Origin of the sequence: Nostoc sp. (genome assembly GCF_036919895.1) — a bacterium.
Classification (GTDB): Bacteria; Cyanobacteriota; Cyanobacteriia; order Cyanobacteriales; family Nostocaceae; genus Nostoc.
The window spans coordinates 151,613-173,594 of the sequence record NZ_JBALBW010000037.1; the positions used below are offsets into that span (position 1 = coordinate 151,613).

Genomic DNA, 21,982 nt, shown 5'->3' on the forward strand with positions numbered 1-21,982 from the left:
AAGCTTTTTTGACATTTTAAAGACGTAAAAATACTTAAAAAAGTAGCTCGGTTAGCAGACAACAACAAAAAAACATAATTTTTACCTGTCATAAAGGTATTGCACACACAGACATTAGCTAAAATCACTAAGACAACCACCAAAAATAGAATTTAGTTGGTCTGTTTTTCAATAAGTGTGCTAACTGAGGTAGAAAAGATTGATGAATCCTCAACCAGAAGAAGACTTACAGCGTCGTCTCGATAAGCTAGAGGCAGAGATTAATTCCCCACCTGGGGTTGTTTCTCAACCACAAGGACAAAAACAGATGCCTCAGTCTATTTTTGCCAACTTGAACTTGCAACTAGAGCGATTTCAAATTTGGTTCAACGGCTTATCTGGAACGAAAAAGTTGGTAGTTTCGGGTGTGACGGTGCTTGTCGCCTTGGCGATGCTGCAAGCAGTGTTTAAACTGGTTGCATCTGTAATAACTCTGGCACTTTTGGCAGCGTTAGTGTATGTTGGATACAAATTTTTTGTGTCTAGTAGCTTTCAACGTAAGCAATAAGTTGATATGCATTTACTTGGCAATCTGCCCGGAGTTATGAAAGTCAGGAGCCATAATACAAAAGGCTCCTGACTTCCATAACTTCTAAATTCTATTTCAATATGCTTTTCTTTTTGCCCATTAGCTGAGTCTATTTTAATTGTACCGATCGCGGCGTAGAAATAATATCAAAGGGAATTATTCGATGACATCACCAATTGTTAGACAAAGTAGTAATCAATCTGGTCAGTCCAAAGAACCGGAAAGAGCCAGTTCGCTGTTACTAGCAAGTAGGCGTTTTGCCGCTTGGGCGGCTGAAATCACACTAGTAGTTGCCAGTGGGTTGATTCCCTTCGGTATTGGTGTCTACGCCAATTCTAGAAGCGATCTGAACCGAGTGCCGCTTAACCCCGTGCTGGTAGTTACAGAAAGAGCGATCGCTCGGCCTCTCGCTCTGCCTGTGAGCTATGGCATCCGTAACGTAGCATGGCCGACTAATATTTTGTGGACAATCGCCCTGTTAGCCCCTGTAACTCTCTCGTGGTGGCAATTGTATTTACTGGCTAAGACTGGTAACACAATTCCGAAACGCTGGTTCAAAGTGCGGGTTGTCAACGAGCAAGGAAAATCGCCCGGATTGGGGGCAGTTGTCATTAGAGAAGGAGTTGGACGTTGGACTGTACCTATCTCCATCGCCTATCTCCTGTGGCGCTACAGCTTTGCTTTTCCAAATTTAGGATTATTCACATTTTTGTCTTTATTAATGATTGTCGGTGAAGGGATAGGTTTACCGTCGCGGTCGCGTCGGGATCGTCGCGCCCTGCACGATCAACTTGCAGGCACTCATACAATAGATGCAACTCGTCCCTTACCATCTTCACTCTTAGCTAGCAAAAGACAAGCTCAGTCTGCTGGCGGTAATGATGAAGTAGAAGAATGGCAAGAGGGAGAAGAATTAGCGGTAGATGAAATCAACCAATCGCCTAACCTGTGGCGGCGAATACAGCAAAATCCTAATCTGACTTTGTTTGGGGTAGGGCTTACAAGTATGACTGCTGTGTTGGCAACTTTAATTGGCACTCAAGTTTATATCCAAATTCAACAATCCCAACGAGCAACTAAGCAAATTAATAGCCAACAGTTCCTCGAACTTGTCAAACAATTGACTCCCAACTCTGGGGTGACTAACGAGCAACACCAAAGTGCAATTCTGGCTATGGGTGGTCTTAACGATCCCCAGTCTATTAAATATCTGGCGGATTTATTGGTTAGCGAAACCAACCCCAGCCTCCTGGATACGATTCAACAAGCTTTGACAACTGTCGGGCCCCAAGCCATCCCCGAATTAAAAAATAAGAATCAGTTTTTGGTTAGCGAACTGGAATCTGTAGGGAGCGCTGCAACCCAAGAACGGGATTTGCGACAAGGGCGGCTACAAATAAACCAAAGAACGATCAACAAAATTCTCTCTGTGTATAGCGGAAAAATGGAGGGCGTTGACCTTAGTAGCATCCAATTAGGTCAAAGTGGTACTCCAGGAAGTTCATTTTTCAACTTGGTACTAGACAACCTTGATTTATCAGGAGTTAAGTTTAAATCTGCAAATCTTAACCAAGCCAGCTTTAAGGGTAGCCGCTTTCGGAGTCCAGGTGAAGATGGACGCTGGGATACCTACGACGATGTAATAGCTGATTTAAGCCAAGCTCAGTTGCAGCAAGCCAATCTGACTGATGCTAACCTTAGTCGCGTCTTGATGAACCGGATCGATTTGAGCCGCGCCGTTCTCAACAGAGCCAACTTATCCAACGCGCGTCTATATGACGCAAAACTCAACAGCACCCAACTAGTGGGAGCCGATCTGCGAAACGCAGTTTTGGAAAGAGCCAGCTTAACTGGGGCTGATTTAGGCGATGCTAAATTGAACGAAGCTAATCTTTATGCAGCCCGTTTAGGTCGCGTTACTGCTATAGGAACACAATTATCCTTTGCCAACTTAACTAACACTGATTGGCAAGGAGCAGACTTATCAGGAGCCTATTTGGATCGTGCTAATCTCAGCAATGCTAACCTCAGCGCCACTCGTCTCGCTGGTGCTGTTTTGCGTTCTGCCCAGATGGAAAACGTTAACTTACAAAATGCTGACCTGAGTCTTGCAGATTTACGGGGAGCAAATGTGGCAGGAGCAGATTTTAAGGGGGCAATTCTCGCCCCTAGCAAAGAAGATCCAGCAGATCAATTTGTCAAAACCCCAGATTTAGGCTCAGTATCTGCCGTAGTTCAAGGGGTTGATTTTTCTCAAGCCAAAAATTTAGATGCCAAGCAATTAGCGTACATTTGTACTCAAGGAGGCATTCATCCTCGTTGCCCGTAGAATGGAATGGGGAATGGGGAATGGGGAATGGGGAATGGGGAAGAGTTTTTCTAACCCAATGCCCAATAACAAAATGGTGTGAGGAGTCAGTTATGAAGTATATTCCATATTTGGTTTCAGTTTTGGGGGCTAGCTTGGTTTTGAGTCTGGCGACTATGAAACCAGCGCAAGCTCAAGTAGCTTATGGCAGTTATATAGGTATAGGCCCCAGTGTTGGTTTTACTGATGGTATCCAATTCGGGGGAGTGATAGCTGGGCGCTACAAGCTTTTGGAAGCACCGCTTTCACTGCGTGCTCAAGTGTTAATTGGTAATAATACAGCAGTTGTGCCAACGATTTCTTACGATATTCCCCTTAACTGGCAAGCCGATGCCTACCTGGGTGCTGGGTTAGTGTTGGCTGGTGGTGGTGGATCTTCTCCTGTGGGCGACAAAATCAGTTTTGCTTTACAACCGGGCATCGATTATATGATCCCGAATAGCAATACTGTCCTTTTTGGCAATGCCATCATCGCTTTTGATGCCTACCGTGATAGTGGTGGTACAGCTATCTCTGTACAAGGTGGTGTTGGTTTTAGATTTTAATGGGCAAATAAAAACCCTGCTGCGATCGCTATCCCTAAGAAGCGTTAAACTTCATTGCAAATTAAGAAGTTAGTCCAAGCAACATGATAATTTTTTGTCATGAAGAGAGACAGAATAGGATTAACACAGGAGAACACAGTGGCAATGGAATCAAATTTATTAACAGATGCGGGCGCAGATGAAGTGAATCAAGATTTCAGTGAATATGTCGCCAACCTGCAACTTCACATGACTCTGCAAGCTCGCAATCTTGTTCCATCCCTGAAACAAACAATGGTAGATAGTCGCCAGCAATTACTCCATCAAACTCAAGCCCACTTTGAAAAGCTAGTTTCTCGACAAGGGCTGTAAATATATACAAATTTTAATCAAAATTCCAATAAAATAAAGGCAGATGTTGTTGGGTTAACGCCAATCGTGTTCTCACAAAGTCTGCTTTTTCTGCTTTTTTAAGTATTAATTTACTCAAATCTCCCTTTTGACACACTAGTAAAGGGCAGAAAGCAGTTAATATTATTGCAGCAGTTCCTTTGAAGAGCAGTTAGTTAAGGCTAAATAGCGGCTCGAATAAAAATGACTTCATTACTTCCCAGAAACCTCAGTGTTGTTATCCGACCAGTCCAATACCGGGATCTGGACGGAATTGAGCGCATAACTCAAGAGTCATTCGCAGCCCTTACTCCCCAGGGAGCAGGTTTTGCCATCAGCCAGATGCTCATGCTGCGTCGCTGGTATGGATTACTCAAGTTTTTGAGTTGGTTCCCTAACCCGCTTCAGTATCGCCTCTGTGCTTATGTTGCAGAGCAAGGGCGGATGCTTCTAGGGATGATTCAAGTATCACCCTTTAACCGAACACGCAGCACTTGGCGCATCGATCAAGTGTTGTTAGAGCGTGGTGTCGATAAACAAGGAATCGGTTCGCAACTTTTGCGCCATTGCTTTGAATCGATTTTGGAAGCTCGGACTTGGCTACTAGAAGTTAACATCAACGATATTGAGGCACTGGCACTATATCGACAAAATGGATTCCAGCGTCTGGCAGAAATGACGTATTGGGAAATTGGGCCGGAATTGCTAGCTGAATTGGCACAAGCAGAGCCAGATTTGCCCAATCTTTTGCCAGTGAGTAATGCTGATGCCCAATTGCTATACCAACTAGATACGGCATCTATGCCACCTTTGGTACGCCAGGTTTTTGACCGCAATACTCGCGACTTTAAAACCAGTTTGTTTGGCGCTTTAACTGATGCTGTGAAACAATGGCTGACCAAAACAGAAGTAGTCAGTGGTTACGTATTTGAACCCCAACGCAAAGCTGCGATCGGCTATTTTCAGGTGCAACTTGACCGAAAGGGCGAAGTTCCCCACTCTGCAACGCTGACAGTTCATCCTGCTTACACTTGGCTCTATCCAGAATTGCTATCTCAACTGGCTCGGATTGCCCAAGATTTTCCCCAGCAAGGGTTACAACTAGCTTCCTCTGACTATCAGGCGGAGCGAGAAGAGTATTTGGAAAGAATTGGCGCAAAACGCATAAAACATACATTAGTTATGTCTCGCTCAGTGTGGCACAAGCTACGGGAATCTAAATTCGTCTCCTTAGAGGGAATTCAGTGGACTGACATGCTGCAAGGTTTACAACCGGCACGTAAACCTATACCAGGTGGAATGTCATGGATACAACCAGGAAAGCTACCATCCTCAGATAAACCACTGCCAATCAAGTCAGAATCGATTAACTTTCCAGTAAAAAACCCTAGTATAGAAGCATCGCCGATTCCTGAATCAGCAGATGCAGAGCAGGAGAATTAGTGATATCCCAGGAGCAGCCAAAACCGTTTATTTCAGCGTTGGGACTAGATTTCGGTCGCAAGCGCATTGGTGTGGCTGGGTGCGATCGCACGGGTTTAATTGCTACTGGGATAACCACAATTGAGCGCACATCTTTTGACCAGGATGTCGAGCAAATCCGGCAAATAGTTAATGAACGCGAAGTGCAAATCCTAGTTATGGGCTTACCTTATTCAATGGATGGCTCAATAGGATTTCAGGCGCGTCAAGTTCAGAAATTTACTACAAGACTTACTAAAGCGCTGAAACTGCCTGTGGAATATGTCGATGAGCGATTAACTTCATTTCAAGCAGAGCAACTGCTGATAGCTGAGAACCGCTCCCCGTCACGCCATAAAGGTTTGATTGACCGTAAAGCAGCCGCTTTAATTTTACAACAATGGCTGGATGTTAAGCGTGCTAGTTCCCGTAGTTCAGTTGCGGCTATTGAATATTGATACCTTTTAACATGATATTCTGAAAACGATTAGCCAGCAGTTGTATCTACGTATCAAGCTATCTCATTGACAGAATATGTCATTAATATAGTTAAGCGATTTCCAAACTTGCTGATATTTATTAAATTTTTACCTTTCGGCTATGTTTTCCCCTCCATTTCCTGAAGAAGATGATAACGCTCATACCAGTTCCATCACTTTAACCGATGACAAAGGGCGATCGCTCGAATGTTATGTAGAGCATTCCCTTGAGGTAGATGGGCAAGAATACGTTTTACTTCTTCCTGTAGACTCACCTGTAGAGATTTTTTCTTGGGAAGGTGACGATGAGGAAGAAGAAGCGGTTCTGGTAGAAGACGACAACATCATTGAGCAAATTTTTGCTAATGCTCAAGCTGTACTATCCGAGCAGAACCTGATATTGAAGAACACAGCTTATGCTCTGACAGTGGCAGGTGATTTACCGCCTGTTGAAGAATCAGAACTCTTTACCTTAGAAATCGAAGACGAAGAGGCAGATTTAGATCCAGAGCAATTACAGCTACTCGCTAGCTTCTATGAGGAAGATCAGGAGTATGCAATTTATACACCCCTCGATCCTCTGTTATTTTTTGCACGGATTGCGAAAACAGGTGAACCGGAATTACTTTCCCCAGAGGAGTTTCGCCAAGTGCAACCTCTGTTAGAGGAACATCTTTTTAATGAAGTAGAATAAAATTTAAAATTCAAAATGTAACATTTTCATTTTGAATTTTTATTTTAATCAAAATCTACTTAAACCCTTTACCATGTCCCGTTAAATGTGGAAGCAATGAAACATTTTGGGAGAGTTTGTATTGTTTAATATTCTGATAAAAGCATAGAATTTTGCAGTGTTGGCTGCGATTGCCAGACTCAAGGCTACTGTTCAAAAGCAGCAATTTTTACGGTCTCCAAATTGAGCGTTAGCCTTTGAAAACGATGTCATACAGTGACAGCAGAATCTCCACCACAATCAGAATCACCACATACCACTCTACTCGCTGGCTACTGCTATGCTGCATGAACTCCAGGACTGTTTGTGCAGTTTGGGTTATTAGCTCTAGCTTGCGTTCCAAGGCATTGTGACGCTCACGGATTTCGTATTCATCCTCTAAGCGGAGATATAAGTTTTCTAGCTGTGGGGCTTCCCAGAGCAATTCTGGTTTATCAATAATCTCTACTCGACCTACAATCTTATGTTGAACTAACAGCGCAGTCCCAAGTTGACGCAGTAATTCTCTACTCTGCTTTCTTCCTCTGTTTTCGCTTTGGAGACTAGCTGCAAATGGTTTAATTTGATCGAATACGGACGCGAGGCTAGTTTCGTAATGAGACAGCACAACACTTTTAGCGAGGATATCAGCCACTATCTGCAACCGTTCTACACTAAATTCATGCAGCTGAATTTTCCCTTCCTTAACTCTTTCACTCTCCGCAATGTTGAGATGAACTTCCACTTCTTCTGTTTCTGGATCGGCAAAAGAGTCACTAACTTGAGAGGATAGTTTGGTCAAAAAGGCTACCTTTTCTACAGGCTCAAGATTAAACAAGACAACTGCACCATAGTCCAGAAGTACCACACAGCCATGTTCACCGACTGTAACCATTAATGGCATAGTCGCCAAGCAAACGTAATTCTCTAACGTCTGTAAGTGAATATCCTCACCAAGGAATAGGGCCTGCGCTCTAAATCTATCTCTGTCATTAAAAAGGAGTTTTTGCATTATCGCCCTATTTGCTTTTCTGTCTGCTACTCTGCGAGGGTAGCGATAGCAACCAATGCCTGTATATTGGAGATCGCTACAATCTCAGCTTACCAATAAACTTATCTAGCACTGCTGAAAGTGCGTTTGTATTTTGACCCTGTAATGGTAAAGAATCTTTTCCCAACAATTTGGATAAAGCAAATCCTAATCAAACCATAAATGTTGAATTTTGACAATCTTAGGAAATGAATTTATAGCGTTTCCCTGTCTGGTGAGATACAAGAACCCCACCCCCAACCCCCTCCCCGCAAGCGAGGAGGGGGCTATGATGTAACTAATTTGATTAGGAAAAGCTATATAATCACCAGCTAATAAATATACTTTAATTTATTGCCACAATATTAACATATATGTGTTTGCTTTATAATGTTTTATTTAATATTCAAAACTTCTATTTACCAGTTTATAATACAACTAATCTCAAGCGTTGCCAGGGAAATTATAAATTGATATTTAACGGCAATGTTAGCAGCATAATTATTGAATTAACAGGAAGCAAATGAAATGAAAAAATTTATGATGAGGTAATAAATGACAATATTTTGAATTTTGTTAAATTAGAAGCAAACGATATATTTATTGATTTGAATAGTTTTTACGTCAAAGAAATATAAAATATTTTAGGGATTTTATCTCAAAATGTTCAGGGAGATATTCCAGTATGGAGTTAGACTAACTAAACTATATTGGGTTATGCTCATTTGTCTGAAGCTCTTGAAATTTGACTGTTGACTATGGCCTGGAATAACCTTTTGCAACCTGACTTGATTTTAGAAGGTTCAGTGTTGAATCTAACACCAGATATTATCCAAAAATACGGACTTAAAGGGCTGGTGTTGGATGTAGACGAAACCTTAGTACCCTTTACAGTAGGGATGGCTTCCCCAGAACTACGAGAGTGGGTGGAGCAAATTCGCACCTGTACTGCATTGTGTTTGGTGAGTAACAACCTGAGTGAAGCAAGAATTGGGGGAATTGCGCGATCGCTCAACCTACCTTACTATTTAGGTGCAGCGAAGCCTTCCCGACGCAAAATTAGGGCAGCAGTCAGGACAATGGATCTGCCAGTGCATCAAGTGGGAATGGTAGGCGATCGCTTATTTACCGATGTCATAGCAGGTAATCGCTTGGGGATGTTTACCATTTTAGTTGAACCCATTGTCCATGCCGACGCAGCTTTGCGTTCTCATCCCGTCCGCAACTTTGAAGTTTGGGTATCTGAAATCTTAGGAGCCTCTATTACCCCCAAGAAAAGCAAGATTCATAAAACTTGAAAAATCGTCAGGAAAGTAAATCTAAAGAAATAGTTAAGGAATCTTACTGGAAGCCAAAAATCGGGGATCATAAGTATTAATAACATGGGGTAAGCTAAATAAAAACCCTAACTCATACTAAGTAAATATACTTCCGTAAAGCGTCAACCTTCACTATAGAGGGATTGGCGCTTTACAAATTTAGTTAGGAGTTAGAAGTTATGAGTTATGAATTAAATTCAACTCCTAACTCCTCACTCCTAACTCCTCACTTTTTAGATGTCACTAACAATTGTTGTCAAAATCGGTACTTCTAGCCTTACTCAACCAGAAACGGGACAATTAGCACTTTCTACGATCGCTACTTTGGCCGAAACACTCTGCCATTTGAGAAGCCAGGGACATCGGGTAATTTTGGTTTCTTCTGGGGCTGTGGGCGTGGGTTGTGCGCGGTTGGGCTTAACTGAACGTCCGAAAGCGATCGCACTCAAACAGGCTGTAGCAGCAGTTGGACAAGGTAGATTAATCCGTATATATGATGATTTATTTACTACTCTGCAACAAGCGATCGCTCAAGTATTACTGACACGAAGTGACTTAGTACAGCGCAGCCGCTATCTCAATGCTTACAACACCTTTCAGGAATTACTAGGATTGGGAGTGATCCCCATAGTCAATGAAAATGATACTGTAGCAATAGACGAACTAAAATTTGGTGATAATGATACCCTTTCGGCATTGGTTGCTAGCCTAGTAGAAGCAGATTGGTTATTTTTGCTTACCGATGTCGATCGCCTCTACTCAGCCGATCCCCGTTCAGTACCAGATGCTCGACCGATCGCTTTAGTTAGTAGCATTAAAGAATTAGCAGAATTACAAATACAAACAGGTTCCCAAGGTTCTCAATGGGGGACTGGCGGGATGCTGACAAAAATTTCGGCTGCGAGAATTGCGATCGCGGCGGGAGTGCGGACTGTAATTACTCAAGGGCGATTTCCCCGGAATATAGAAAAAATTATCCAAGGTGAACTGATTGGGACGCATTTTGAACCGCAACCAGAACCAACTTCGGCGCGTAAACGTTGGATAGCTTACGGTCTGCTACCTGCGGGTAAATTGTATTTAGATGAAGGTGCGATCGCGGCAATTTCTCTAGGAGGAAAATCGTTATTAGCTGCTGGAATTAAGGCATTAGAAGGAGAGTTTGACACACAAGATGCTGTGCAATTGTGTGACAGCAACGGTAACGAAATTGCTAGAGGACTTGTGAATTATAATAGCAATGATTTGCAAAAAATTCGCGGTTATCATTCACGAGAAATTCCCACAATTTTAGGTTATGCCGGTGTAGAAACTGTGATTCATCGGGATAATTTAGTTTTGACTTAAAATGTAAATAAGATAAATTTTATGAGTACTAACTGGGAGAGTAAGAAATATTATGACTCAAACGTTAGAAAATGCTATTAACCTACCAGAAGAACAACGCTTCTTCCGACATGGATTAACTTGGGAACAGTTCAAAACGATTAGAAGCGATCGCCACAGCCCCCCACAATGGCGCATCATCACCCAGCACCGCCGGCACAATTTCAAAATCAACCTCTGGTAAAGCCGTCTCCCGCGCCACCTGACGCACCACCCGCCAAAAATCCTCACCCGCCTTCGTCACACCACCTCCCAACACAAAGCGCTGCGGATTCATCAAGTTCGCCACATTGCCAATACCCACACCCAGCGCCCAAGCAGCCTTATCCAAAACTTCCTTAGCCAAATCATCCCCAGCAGCGGCCGCTTCACTTACCAACTGTCCCGTCAGCAACGTTAAATCACCCCCCACCAAACCCCTCAATACCTCTCCCCCTCTGAGTCCTCCGCGCCTCTGCGGTTCGTTCTCCAAAATTTCCCTAACACTTTGCGCCATATAAGGCCCCGAAGCCAAACGTTCCACACATCCTCGCTTCCCACACAAACAAACTGGCCCAGCCGGATCTACAACGATATGTCCAATTTCCCCAGCCATCCCACCAGCCCCCCGCCAAGGCTGCCCATTGAGTATCCAACCACCACCCACGCCAGTGCTGACAGTTATATAAAACAAACTATCGTATCCCTGTCCCGCCCCAAAGCGATGTTCACCCAAAGCAGCAACATTGGCATCATTATCTACACCAACACTCACACCAAACTCATCCTCCAACAACCCTTTGAGAGGAATATTTTCCCATCCAGCGACATGATGAGATAGTCGCACCGTTCCCGTGGAAGCGTCTACTGGGCCGCCAAAGCTGACACCGATCGCAGCAGGTTTTGTATCTTCTAACAGCGAGTAAATGAGCGATCGCATAATTTCCAAATCAGTGCTAGCATTTCCATTCGCTGGCGAGAGACGACGTTCATAACGCAACCACTTTCTCGAACCGATATTTACCAATGCTGCTGCTAGTTTAGTGCCGCCAAAATCTAGAGCTAAAATTAATGTCATTCACTCACCTTTTCTTGAGTCCTTATAAAGATTCTCAAATACTTGCATTTATTTTTTAGTTCAGTTACAGTCAAGGCAGATACCTATCATCAAACCCTGACATGAGCATCAGAAAGTTAGATTAGGTAAAAGGGTAAATAACAAGTTTGTTAATGTTGATACCAGTGAAGCTTTTAATAATTAGTCACTAACTTTCAACATTAACGTAGAGTGCATTAACTATGGGGTATTAAAGCATTTGCCCCTATTTTTGTTGTCTTTATTTACATTTTAATTGAGAATTATTCGCAATATGTATAAATTGATCGATATTATATTAAAAATAGATAGTGGAGAAAGATTTTTTAACTCATATTGGCTGATTTCGCATCTCCCTTTAGGAATATATTCTTCAGAAGAAAAACAAAAAACTATATTTTTAGATGTAAAAACAGGATTTGTAACTAGCTATATAAATAACTTCAGCAAAACTTTAAACAAGTATCTTACTATGAACAATGTTTTTGATTGTAGTATCGGCTACATTGATATTATCAGCAAGTTAATCCTTGGTAACTCTCCAAGTAGCTTTGTATGTATGTACAGGGTTTAATTTATTTGATTTTGCTAAAGAAAACAAGCTCATAAAAGTCGCGTTTCAGCAAGGGGAAATTTATAAAATACCAAATAACAATAAAACTAGATACAAAAGTAACGTGGCTGATACGGAAAAATCTATCTTGACACTGTTTATCTTTATTGTGGAGAATTTATTAACCGGAAATACCTCGATAAATAATGATGTTATAAAGTGGCTACCTAGTTTTAATAGGGAAATGAATATTGTTCTTTTTTATCTCCTTTAGCCAAGGATTTGTAGCTAAGAACACAAATGTATTTTGTAATACCTTTTGTCCAAAAAATACGCTAATGAGTACAGCGAGATGAATACTTTTTTTTGTTCTGATGAGTCACAGCAACTAGGAGAAGATGTTATTGGTAGCGCCACCAATTATCAAACTTATATTTTAGTTGAGTGTCCTTTACCTTGGACATCAGAAGCCTTTAATTCTAAATGGGTACCTCAGAATTTGAAGGTTTTGGTAGAGGAAGTGAAGCGTGCTAAACTACCGATTAGATTTCTTTTAATTGCTAATGATGTCTCACACAAAGTAAATCACACTACGCTGTTGATTTATCAAAAACAAGAAGGATTAAGTAAGGGATACCATAAGCAAGAGTTTAAGTTAGGAAATATTGAGCAAGTAGCAGCAGTTGTCCAAAAATGGATATGGGGTATTAGTTCTAATTGTGAGGTAGAAACTAGTCCGACTAGAGATATTTTAGTTTGTACCCACGGTAGCCATGATAAGTGCTGTGCTAGATATGGCGCTCCTTTTTACTTCCATGTAACAGCTAGTAATGCTGATTTCTGCTTGGATAATGTACGAATTTGGAAATCATCGCACTTTGGTGGACATCGGTTTGCGCCAACAATCATAGATTTGCCAGAAGGAAGATACTATGGTCGTCTCGATCAAGATTCATTTAGATCAATTTTGACTCGAACAGGCGATATTAAATGCTTACAGAAAGTCTATAGAGGCTGGGGAATTCTGCCTGCTGCACTTCAGATTTTGGAAAGAGAACTAATCCTTTGTAACGGATGGGATTGGTTTAATTACAAAGTTGCAGGGAAAATTTTGGAGCAAAGTTTAGACAACAATACTATTCTAGCTGAACTAAGTTTTGAACAACCTTCTGGTTCTCTCTCCACTTACCAAGCTAAACTTGTGAAAGATGAAACTAAGACTCAACAACTGAAGAGTTCATGCAATGCTACACAAGAGTTAACAGTTACTAAATATGCTGTAGGTAGCCTCTGGGTTTCTTCTAATAAGGTAATGAGTTATAGTACATAAAAATGTAGAGATTTTAAACGCAAAGTAACGCAGAGGATTGCTAACGCTGCACAAATTCGTAATAAAGCCTCTGCCTACCTCTGCGTTGAAATTCCAAATCCAAAATCAAGATAAAGACATATTTAAGACTTTCCTTAACAGAACTTGGTCTTCTAATTTGGCTTTTAAACGACCATTTTCGATATCTCGAATCCAGCTTTGGCTTTTACCTGTAAGTTTTGCCAATTCTCTTTGGGAAAGATTCAAAATTTTTCGCGCTTGCAAAATCTGTTCACCCAGTAAATCATTTGTAGCTTTGGGCTTTCTTTTGGCTTTAGCAGTTCGCCGTTGCTTTTTTTCTGATTCGGAAATTTGTTGTTCCCATTCTGGTGGGAGTTCAAAAGCTAAAATCCGCGCATTCATTAACAAATTCCACTTACCACGGGGGCCTGTGTCTGTGAGGCGAGTTTCAGCACCACCGTCGTTAGTCCAAAATTCTAATGCTTCATCTGGATCTTCGGGAAGATCGATTAACTTTGCCCACAAAGGTTGAATTTCTGGTGGGTAAGTAACTGGATCGAAAAGTGGCTTCATTCCATAGTGATTGAGAATTTCTAAATCGCTTTCAAAGGTTCGCAGCAGACGTTTGCGTTCTTCCCGTTGTCTGGATGCAAGGGCGACTTTTTCTTCACCGTAAGCAATCCGCAGCAAGGTAGGAATAGTGATGCGTTGTTCTTTGCCCATTTTGGTTTTAAACAGCAACCACAGCATTAACCGGACTGCGCCTTCATGTTGCTGCCAAATGCTCATGACTGTGGTTAGTAGTGTTTTAGGGAGACTACCGTATTGATAGAATGCGGTTCGCTCTTTACACGCTTGTTTGTTTAAGAAATATTGCGCCCATGCACCTGCTTTAACTTTAAAAGTTAGCCCAATCAGATATTTGCATCCAAGATTATCTTCTTGAAAGTGGTGCTGAATATCTACTAAGTGCCATAAGCGACTGTTTGTAACAGAAAATCCGTTAATTCGACCTTGTTGAGGCCAGTCAATGGAGATAATTAGGGAGCAAGCTTGCTGGACAAGATTTTTCATTAAAGCTAGCTTGGCAGCTTTGCTTAAATCTTTGCGTTTCTCCATCCCCAAATATTTCTCGATTTGGCGCTCATCGATCGCAAATTCTTGCTCCCAAGGTTGATCTAAAGCTGTAGCATAACTTGCAAAAATTAGATGTATGCAAGCGGCTCTAATATCAAGCCCCTCAATTGCTGCTATATTTGTGGCCTTGTCGTTAACTTTCAATGGATCTTGGATGTGAAAAGCGATCGCACCCTTACCTTGATTAACTTGTCGGCTGTAACTGATGTAGCCTTCTTCATCGGTTTCCCAATGTAGCGATGTGCGTTGCCCTAGTACATTACAAGCTTCCCAAATTGCGATCGCAGAAGCAAATGGATTATTCTTGCCGTTAGAAAACAAGTCTAAGCTGCTAGCATCTCTCGGTTCAACTTTGCATCTCCCCTTTTTCGCCTGCCAAGGAATGGGAGACTTAGTTGGACAAGCTATTACACATTGTGGTTTAGAATAATAGCCCTCACAATTATTACAAAGACCAGGATCAATCCAATATTCATTGTCCTCTATTCTGATTGCACCCGTAGGACATTGGGGGCGGCAGTTGTCACATCCAACGCAACTGTTGTTAGGAATTGTATAAGGCATAAGGCTCTTTTCCCACTCTAATCGTTGAGATGTCTGTCTCAGTTCTCCCCTGGATGAGTCCTGTCTATTCATGACTCGCTACCACATTATCTTTCTGGCGAGAATAATTTTTCTCGCCCATTCACTCCCCACATCCATATTTTGACTTTGCATCCAATCGGAAGCTATTTAAGGCTTTTAAACCGAGCCGGACAAAACTTATTTATTAACTATACATTTCATGAAAAAAATGATTAATTTGTTCGTACCAAGCTTAGTAAGATATCTTAATCTTCATTTAATTACGTATTTAGTGAACAGTTGAGATTTAACTATAAAGTGTTTTGAGAACATATTTAACCGTGACACGATTGGACTTCCTCTGATTTATTAATAATTTTAATATTTAAGGTACGTTCAGATTCTGCCATAAAAATCACAGTTGCTTTATAAATTGATTATGTTTCCTTCATAAATTCATTATATTGATTTAAATGGAAAACCAATATTTATTTTGTCATCATTTATATAAATAGTTGAATCAGATCAAATTGCAAATTGTTGCTTTGCAAAATACATATTGCATATATCAAATTGTAATTAATGAACATTTATTTTTGTATCCATGTATACTGTTTATCTAGATTTCTTTGTCTAAAGCTGAAAGTATTTGAAAAATAATATCATTACTTTTATCGATATACTTGCGTTTACATGAGGCTTTACCGACGAGGGTAGGTTTAAAACCTATAATTTATGCGTCTCTCCTTTCTATGCTTTGCATGGGGAAAGCTGACTAGCGGCTGCTGTATCCAGTCCGATTATTGAGTCAGAGACTCAAGCAATGCGTTCCCATACGGATCGTAAGAAGGAGAAAATTTGAAGTATTGATAATTGTTATTGGCAATATTTTGCATTTATTATTGATTGAAAAAATGATTTCTCATTGTGTTCAAAACCATAGATTTCTTATGGAGAGAAAGTGAATTTTGAATACAAAATAATAAAAGATTAGGATAATATGATGATTAATGCACAAACAGATTGATAGGCAAAATTGCCGAGGATTTATTCATGGCACAACTAACAGGTTTGACATTTGGCGGCAAGACTTGGACACCAAAATTTGCTCAGGAAATCGATAAGGATAAATGTATCGGCTGTGGCAGATGCGTTAAAGTCTGCGGATACAATGTGCTAGGTTTGAAAGCGCTCAATGAAGAAGGCGAATTTGTAGAAGATGAAGACGATGAAGAAATTGAACGTAAAGTAATGGCAGTTACTTCTCCAGAAAACTGTATTGGTTGTGAAGCGTGTTCACGGATTTGTCCGAAAAATTGCTACACCCATGTTGCAGGAAATAATTAGATTTTTTAGAGTTAGTCCAAATTGTTGTTAATTCAAGGAGGCACTGTTTGCATAAAGTGCAAATGCACTAGGCAAGGTAACTTGAGGGGAATACTAAATATTTACTGTAACGAATAAATAGTTCACAGTAAACAAATCCGTAAATTGCAAAATGTCAGCTATTAACAAATTTAAACTTGCTGCTAACATAGCCTAATCAATATTAGGTCTAACAGTGCCTCTTAGAACAACTAGCTTTGATGAAAGCAGAGGGCTAACTTTGTGGTATGAGTTGAAATATAATTTATATTTGTTTGGGGGAAAGATATGGAAAAAATCTGGAATTTTCCCCCTTTTTTTATGGCTGCACGTTAGAAAGTTAATAAGTGAAAAGTGAAAAGGGAGTGGGGACTGGGGACTAGGGACTGGGAAGACAAGGAATAGTTTTTCTAATACCTAATACCTAATCCCCAGTACCCAATACCCAGTACCTATAAAAGACTGTTTACAAAGCAGGTAGCATGTATGCAACAAGTTCCTGTTTCACTATGGACTCTGGTTGCTGGGATAGCAGTTACAGCAATCAGCATTTGGATCGGTCAAAACCACACTCTTATGCCGGTGCAGGCATCGCTACAAGCGCCTTTGGTAGACGGTTTTTTCAACGTCATGTTTACCATTGCGATCGCATTCTTCTTGGTGGTACAAGGAACCATTGTACTTTTTTTGATTCAGTTTCGTCGCCGCAAGGGTGACGATACCGATGGCGTGCGAGTGGAAGGTAACGTTCCCTTAGAAATCTTTTGGACGGCAATTCCCACAGTGATTGTCCTCTGTTTGGGCATCTACAGTGTAGATGTTTTTAACCAAATGGGCGGTTTTGAACCTGCGGGTCATCCTCATTCAGCAGGTCATGTTGCTCATAAGTCGGGAACTGCTCTTGCTGCTACACTCAGCGATACCTCTGAAGCAACAGCTGCTCCAGCGATCGCTCCAACAATTGGTATTGGCGCATCTCCTCAAACTCTAGGGAAACCAGCCGACTTAGTTGTTGATGTCAAAGGCATACAGTATGCCTGGATATTTAATTACCCTGATAGTGGCATTACCTCTGGGGAATTGCACATTCCCGTCGGTGCTGATGTTCAACTCAACCTTTCAGCACAAGATGTAATTCATTCATTTTGGGTTCCAAACTTCCGCTTGAAGCAAGATGCACTTCCCGGTATCCCTACCGAACTACGATTTGTCGCCACCAAACCAGGTACATATCCCGTAGTTTGTGCTGAGTTGTGCGGTGGTTATCACGGTTCAATGCGGACAGAGGTAATTGTCCACACACCGGAAGAATATAAAAGCTGGCGCACAGAAAACCAGATTGCTCAACAGCAAAACCCCAATCAAGTCGTTGCAATTAATCCAGGCGACTTATCAACATCAGAGTTTCTCGCGCCCCACACTCATGATATGGGAATCAGCGCAGCAACTCTAGAGTCAGTAGTCATGAGACGCGATTAATCGCGTCTGTACAAGAGACGCAATTAATCGCGTCTGTGCAAGAGTCGCGCATAGTGGTAAAAAATATGACGCAGGTAGGATTTCCACGAAATACTCCACCAGAAGGAAATAAACCGGAAATGGTGGCTGGCCACACCTCCCATCCAAAGGCGTGGAAATGGCAAGATTATTTTACATTTAATGTTGATCACAAGGTTATTGGTATTCAATACCTGGTGACGGCGTTTGTTTTCTATCTCATCGGCGGACTGATGGCGATCGCGCTGCGGGTGGAATTAGCAACACCAGAATCAGACGTACTCGACCCCAATCTGTATAACGCTTTCATGACCAATCACGGGACGATTATGATCTTCCTGTGGATTGTCCCTAGCGCTATTGGCGGATTTGGTAACTACTTGGTGCCGTTGATGGTCGGTGCTAGGGATATGGCGTTTCCGAAGCTGAACGCGATCGCCTTTTGGTTAAATCCACCAGCCGGTGCGCTGATATTAGGTAGTTTCATTTTTGGCGGTTCGCAATCTGGTTGGACAGCTTACCCACCTTTGAGTTTGGTGACAGCGCCAATTGCTCAAACTATGTGGATACTTGCGATCGTTTTGGTAGGAACTTCCTCAATTTTGGGTTCGCTGAACTTCGTAATCACCATTTTGATGATGAAGGTTCCTAGCATGAAGTGGGATCAAGTACCCCTATTCTGCTGGGCAATCTTGGCAACCTCCTTGCTAGCGTTGTTTTCCACACCTGTATTGGCAGCCGGTTTAGTTCTGCTGTTGTTCGACCTCAACTTTGGTACATCCTTCTTTAAACCAGATGCTGGCGGTAACGTTGTAATTTATCAACACTTATTCTGGTTTTATTCTCACCCGGCAGTATATTTAATGATTCTGCCCATCTTCGGCATCATGTCGGAGGTAATTCCAGTTCACTCCCGCAAGCCAATCTTTGGTTATAAAGCGATCGCTTATTCTAGTGTAGCCATCTGCGTTGTGGGTTTGTTCGTTTGGGTACACCACATGTTTACCAGTGGTACACCCGGTTGGATGCGGATGTTCTTCACCATCTCCACTCTCATCGTTGCAGTTCCCACTGGCGTGAAGATTTTTGCTTGGGTTGCTACCCTTTGGGGTGGTAAAATCCGCTTTACAGGTGCGATGCTTTTCGCCATTGGCTTGTTGTCCATGTTTGTCATGGGCGGCTTAAGTGGTGTGACGATGGGAACAGCCCCCTTTGATGTTCACGTCCACGACACATATTATGTTGTCGGACATTTCCATTACGTTCTGTTTGGCGGTTCCGTGTTTGGCATTTACGCCGGCATTTATCACTGGTTCCCCAAAATGACCGGACGAATGTTGAATGAAACCTGGGCACGCATTCACTTTGCTCTCACCTTCATTGGCACAAATCTAACCTTTTTACCCATGCACGAGTTGGGTTTGAAAGGAATGCCGCGAAGAGTGGCAATGTATGATCCTCAATTTATCGACCTCAATCAAATTTGTACCTTCGGTTCAATTGTTTTGGGGATATCGGTAATTCCTTTCGCCATCAACATCATTTACAGTTGGTTGAAAGGGCCTTTGGCTGGTGATAATCCTTGGCAAGCTTTGACTTTAGAATGGACAACTAGCTCACCACCTGCAATTGAAAACTGGGAAGTGTTGCCGGTTGTAACTCATGGCCCTTATGATTACGGTCACGATCATAGTACTGAAGTACAGCCATCTGCAACACCGGAAGCTAGTGCTTAGTGAAAGCGTAGCGTTTTTAATGCAAGCCAATGCATTCACGATGCAAGCCAATGCATTCACGATGCAAGCCAATGCATTCACGATGCAAGCTAATGCATTCACAATGCAAGCCAATGCATTCACAATGCAAGCCAATGCATTCACGATGCAAGCCAATGCATTCACAATGCAAGCCAACGCATTCACATTGTTGGGTATTACCAAATTTCATTCGCAAAAAATAACTCTTGTGGGCTTGGGCATCCTGCCTTAATTTAGAACAGGTGAGACACCCATCCCACAAACAAATCAGGACTGTGAAGAATTGAATTGCCCGACGCTTCACCTTTGAGGGTAAACAATATGACCATAGCTACGACAAGCGAAGATCACAGTGCAGGACACGAAGAACATCCAGATTTAAGAGTTTGGGGATTGTTGACATTCCTTGCCTCTGAATCGCTGATGTTTGGGGGATTTTTTGCAACTTATCTATTTTTCCGAGGTATTACACCAGTTTGGCCTCCAGAAGGCAGCGAAGTAGAACTACTTGTACCGACGATTAACACCATTATTCTGGTGTCTAGTAGTTTCGTGATTCACTTCGGTGATACGGCGATTAAAAAAAATAACGTCAAGGGAATGCAACTGTGGTATGCCATTACTGCACTCATGGGTGCAATTTTCTTGGCTGGTCAGGTTTATGAGTACTCAACATTGGGGTATGGTTTGACCACCAACGTTTTCGCCAACTGCTTTTATATCATGACAGGGTTCCACGGTTTGCACGTTTTTATTGGACTGTTATTGATATTACGCGCATTGTGGCGATCGCGTCTCCCTGGTGAATATTCTGCAACCAATCATACTTTCATCGAAATGACAGAGATTTACTGGCACTTCGTTGACATTATTTGGATTGTCTTATTCACTTTGGTGTACGTTCTTACTTTGTTTTAAATTGGCATGAGAAGAGGACAAGGGGAAAGACTGGTTGTAAGTTATCACCTTGTCCCTAATACAGGTCAGTTAAGGCTAAAACTCTTTGCCAAAGTCCTTTTTTTAACGAACCGCAAAGGACGCAAAGGACACAAAGAGAAGAAAGAGAAGAAAGAAATGCTTAACCCAAGGTTTTGCCTTTGTCCTCCATTCCCTATTCCCCATTCCCCATTCCCTATTCCCCATTCCTAATATGCAAGTCGATACAAACAAATTCTCATGGTTTCAGGTTCCAGATGATATCAAAAACCTATTAATTTTAGCTGCACAAAACTGGGAAAATACATCAGAATCCGAAAAATATATTCAACAAGCTTTAGACCAGACTAGTGATAATACAGATGTCTTGGTAGCAGCATATAGATTTTTCTATTATAAAAACAATTATTCTCTTGCATTACAAACAACAATCAAATTATTAGGTAAAATTAAAGAACTAGAAAAATTCCCTGATGACTGGGAGCAACTTCAGCCAATATTAGTCAATCGCAAAGAAGACCCACAAATTCGATTGTACTTAAATGCTTATGCTGCTTCTGGATTAGTACTAGCAAAGTTAGGAGAAATTGAGCAAGCCAAAGAAATCAGCACCAGAGTCAAACAGATAGACGAAAAGAATGATTTTGGTTCTGGGATTTTGTTGGATATTTTGACACGTCCAGCAGAAGAAGACGATTAATTAGTCAGCAATGAAAAGTCAAGGTGAAATCATGAACAATTGGTTATCTACTAGATCCTATTCTTTATTAGGATCAAGTACTGATAGTAACTCTATCATCCCTCCTATTAACATACCTACTAAGCTTCCTGTAGGTAACATTCCTAATGTCTCACCGATCATTGTGTTCCAATCTTCTCCACTATCAATTTAGAAGTTATGAAAGGTAGGGATTGGCTGCTAACAGGGGACGGTCAGTATCAAGACTGTAAATCTGTCAGAGCCTGGGATTTATTGAGAGAAAATTACCGCCTTTATCGGTTTTTAACTGAGGTGGAAGATGTTCTCAATAGCAGCGACAATGAAACCAATTGTCTGCCAGAAATTCGGATGCTCGTAAGGCGCTTGATGGTAAATTCCTACTGGGTGCAAAGTCAAAATTTAGAACCTTCACCCAAAACGGGAAGCTCTGTTTTACTCCTATATGATGAATTGGGTTTTCCGTTAACAGTGCAAACAGTAACATTTGCACCAGGAACCCGTTCAAACATTCATAATCATGGGACATGGGGAATTGTGGCGGTGCTAAAAGGCCAAGAAAAAAATACTTTTTGGCGACGCACCGATAGCCCAGAATTTCAGGACAAAATCGAAGCAACGGGAGAATTAACTCTCTTCCCAGGAGACATTATTAGCTTTACTCCCGATGCAATTCACAGTGTAGAAGCAGTGGGTGATGAACCAACTGTGACTTTTAATATTTATGGCGAAACTGATCCAAATGAGAGGTTTGAGTTTGACTCAGTTAGCCATAAAGCGAGGAATTTTTAATTTCATCGGTTCGTAGTTTGC

General features: G+C 41.6%; 21 protein-coding genes. 18 read left to right on the forward strand and 3 right to left on the reverse strand.

From position 1 onward, the window contains the following. The first annotated feature begins 202 nt into the window (after window positions 1–202). The 7 genes from V7K55_RS07245 (at window position 203) to V7K55_RS07275 (ending at window position 6,484) form a co-directional block, all read left to right on the forward strand. Window positions 203–547 (forward strand): hypothetical protein, encoded by a 345-nt coding sequence (locus V7K55_RS07245; RefSeq protein ID WP_334829642.1) that lies wholly within the window; start codon window positions 203–205, stop codon window positions 545–547. Window positions 548–731: 184 nt separating this feature from the next. Next, window positions 732–2,897 (forward strand): pentapeptide repeat-containing protein, encoded by a 2,166-nt coding sequence (locus V7K55_RS07250; protein WP_334829644.1) that lies wholly within the window; start codon window positions 732–734, stop codon window positions 2,895–2,897. Between the two features lie 92 nt (window positions 2,898–2,989). After that, the gene (locus tag V7K55_RS07255; RefSeq protein WP_334829646.1) at window positions 2,990–3,481 is read left to right on the forward strand and encodes a hypothetical protein; all 492 of its coding nucleotides are present in this window, start codon (window positions 2,990–2,992) and stop codon (window positions 3,479–3,481) included. Window positions 3,482–3,625: 144 nt separating this feature from the next. Next, on the forward strand, window positions 3,626–3,832 hold the full coding sequence (locus V7K55_RS07260; RefSeq protein ID WP_322639954.1) for a hypothetical protein: 207 nt from the start codon (window positions 3,626–3,628) through the stop codon (window positions 3,830–3,832). Window positions 3,833–4,054: 222 nt separating this feature from the next. Next, window positions 4,055–5,293: a GNAT family N-acetyltransferase gene (locus V7K55_RS07265; RefSeq protein ID WP_334829653.1), complete on the forward strand. Its 1,239-nt coding sequence runs from the start codon at window positions 4,055–4,057 to the stop codon at window positions 5,291–5,293. Then, the gene (gene ruvX / locus V7K55_RS07270) at window positions 5,293–5,769 is read left to right on the forward strand and encodes a Holliday junction resolvase RuvX (protein ID WP_334829655.1); all 477 of its coding nucleotides are present in this window, start codon (window positions 5,293–5,295) and stop codon (window positions 5,767–5,769) included. The genes V7K55_RS07265 and ruvX overlap by 1 nt, the downstream gene beginning before the upstream one ends. A 142-nt stretch (window positions 5,770–5,911) precedes the next feature. Further along, the gene (locus V7K55_RS07275; RefSeq protein ID WP_334829657.1) at window positions 5,912–6,484 is read left to right on the forward strand and encodes a DUF3727 domain-containing protein; all 573 of its coding nucleotides are present in this window, start codon (window positions 5,912–5,914) and stop codon (window positions 6,482–6,484) included. A gap of 229 nt (window positions 6,485–6,713) precedes the next feature. Here V7K55_RS07275 and V7K55_RS07280 read toward each other — a convergent pair whose 3' ends face one another. Continuing rightward, on the reverse strand, window positions 6,714–7,514 hold the full coding sequence (locus tag V7K55_RS07280) for an RMD1 family protein (RefSeq protein WP_334829659.1): 801 nt from the start codon (window positions 7,512–7,514) through the stop codon (window positions 6,714–6,716). Between the two features lie 776 nt (window positions 7,515–8,290). Here V7K55_RS07280 and V7K55_RS07285 point away from each other — a divergent pair. Further along, a complete protein-coding gene (locus tag V7K55_RS07285) occupies window positions 8,291–8,830 on the forward strand; it encodes a YqeG family HAD IIIA-type phosphatase (RefSeq protein WP_094327481.1) in 540 nt (179 codons plus the stop codon). Window positions 8,831–9,088: 258 nt separating this feature from the next. Further along, on the forward strand, window positions 9,089–10,198 hold the full coding sequence (gene proB, locus V7K55_RS07290; RefSeq protein WP_334829662.1) for a glutamate 5-kinase: 1,110 nt from the start codon (window positions 9,089–9,091) through the stop codon (window positions 10,196–10,198). 115 nt (window positions 10,199–10,313) lie between these two features. Here the strand turns inward: proB and V7K55_RS07295 are convergent, their stop codons facing one another. Further along, window positions 10,314–11,294, reverse strand: a complete 981-nt coding sequence (locus V7K55_RS07295; RefSeq protein ID WP_334829664.1) for an ROK family protein — start codon at window positions 11,292–11,294, stop codon at window positions 10,314–10,316. 292 nt (window positions 11,295–11,586) lie between these two features. Between V7K55_RS07295 and V7K55_RS07300 the strand changes: the two genes are divergently transcribed. Beyond that, entirely contained in the window at window positions 11,587–11,886 is a 300-nt protein-coding gene (locus V7K55_RS07300) for a hypothetical protein (protein ID WP_334829666.1), read from the forward strand. Between the two features lie 331 nt (window positions 11,887–12,217). After that, complete coding sequence (locus tag V7K55_RS07305) at window positions 12,218–13,195, forward strand: sucrase ferredoxin (RefSeq protein WP_334829668.1); 978 nt, start codon at window positions 12,218–12,220, stop codon at window positions 13,193–13,195. 105 nt (window positions 13,196–13,300) lie between these two features. On the opposite strand, the gene V7K55_RS07310 is transcribed toward V7K55_RS07305, so the two are convergent. Then, on the reverse strand, window positions 13,301–14,896 hold the full coding sequence (locus V7K55_RS07310; protein WP_334829670.1) for a helix-turn-helix domain-containing protein: 1,596 nt from the start codon (window positions 14,894–14,896) through the stop codon (window positions 13,301–13,303). Between the two features lie 1,053 nt (window positions 14,897–15,949). On the opposite strand from V7K55_RS07310, the gene fdxB reads away from it, so the two are divergent. The 7 genes from fdxB (at window position 15,950) to V7K55_RS07345 (ending at window position 21,961) form a co-directional block, all read left to right on the forward strand. Beyond that, window positions 15,950–16,243 (forward strand): ferredoxin III, nif-specific, encoded by a 294-nt coding sequence (gene fdxB / locus V7K55_RS07315; protein ID WP_334829672.1) that lies wholly within the window; start codon window positions 15,950–15,952, stop codon window positions 16,241–16,243. Window positions 16,244–16,747: 504 nt separating this feature from the next. Next, window positions 16,748–17,740, forward strand: a complete 993-nt coding sequence (locus tag V7K55_RS07320) for a cytochrome c oxidase subunit II (RefSeq protein ID WP_334829674.1) — start codon at window positions 16,748–16,750, stop codon at window positions 17,738–17,740. Window positions 17,741–17,805: 65 nt separating this feature from the next. Next, window positions 17,806–19,494: a cytochrome c oxidase subunit I gene (gene ctaD / locus V7K55_RS07325; RefSeq protein WP_334829676.1), complete on the forward strand. Its 1,689-nt coding sequence runs from the start codon at window positions 17,806–17,808 to the stop codon at window positions 19,492–19,494. Window positions 19,495–19,513: 19 nt separating this feature from the next. Continuing rightward, window positions 19,514–19,747: a hypothetical protein gene (locus V7K55_RS07330; RefSeq protein ID WP_334829678.1), complete on the forward strand. Its 234-nt coding sequence runs from the start codon at window positions 19,514–19,516 to the stop codon at window positions 19,745–19,747. An 89-nt stretch (window positions 19,748–19,836) separates the two neighbouring features. Next, on the forward strand, window positions 19,837–20,433 hold the full coding sequence (locus V7K55_RS07335; RefSeq protein WP_334829680.1) for a cytochrome c oxidase subunit 3: 597 nt from the start codon (window positions 19,837–19,839) through the stop codon (window positions 20,431–20,433). A gap of 232 nt (window positions 20,434–20,665) precedes the next feature. Continuing rightward, on the forward strand, window positions 20,666–21,151 hold the full coding sequence (locus V7K55_RS07340) for a hypothetical protein (RefSeq protein ID WP_334829682.1): 486 nt from the start codon (window positions 20,666–20,668) through the stop codon (window positions 21,149–21,151). A 198-nt stretch (window positions 21,152–21,349) separates the two neighbouring features. Further along, the gene (locus V7K55_RS07345; protein WP_334829684.1) at window positions 21,350–21,961 is read left to right on the forward strand and encodes a cupin; all 612 of its coding nucleotides are present in this window, start codon (window positions 21,350–21,352) and stop codon (window positions 21,959–21,961) included. Window positions 21,962–21,982 lie beyond the last annotated feature (21 nt).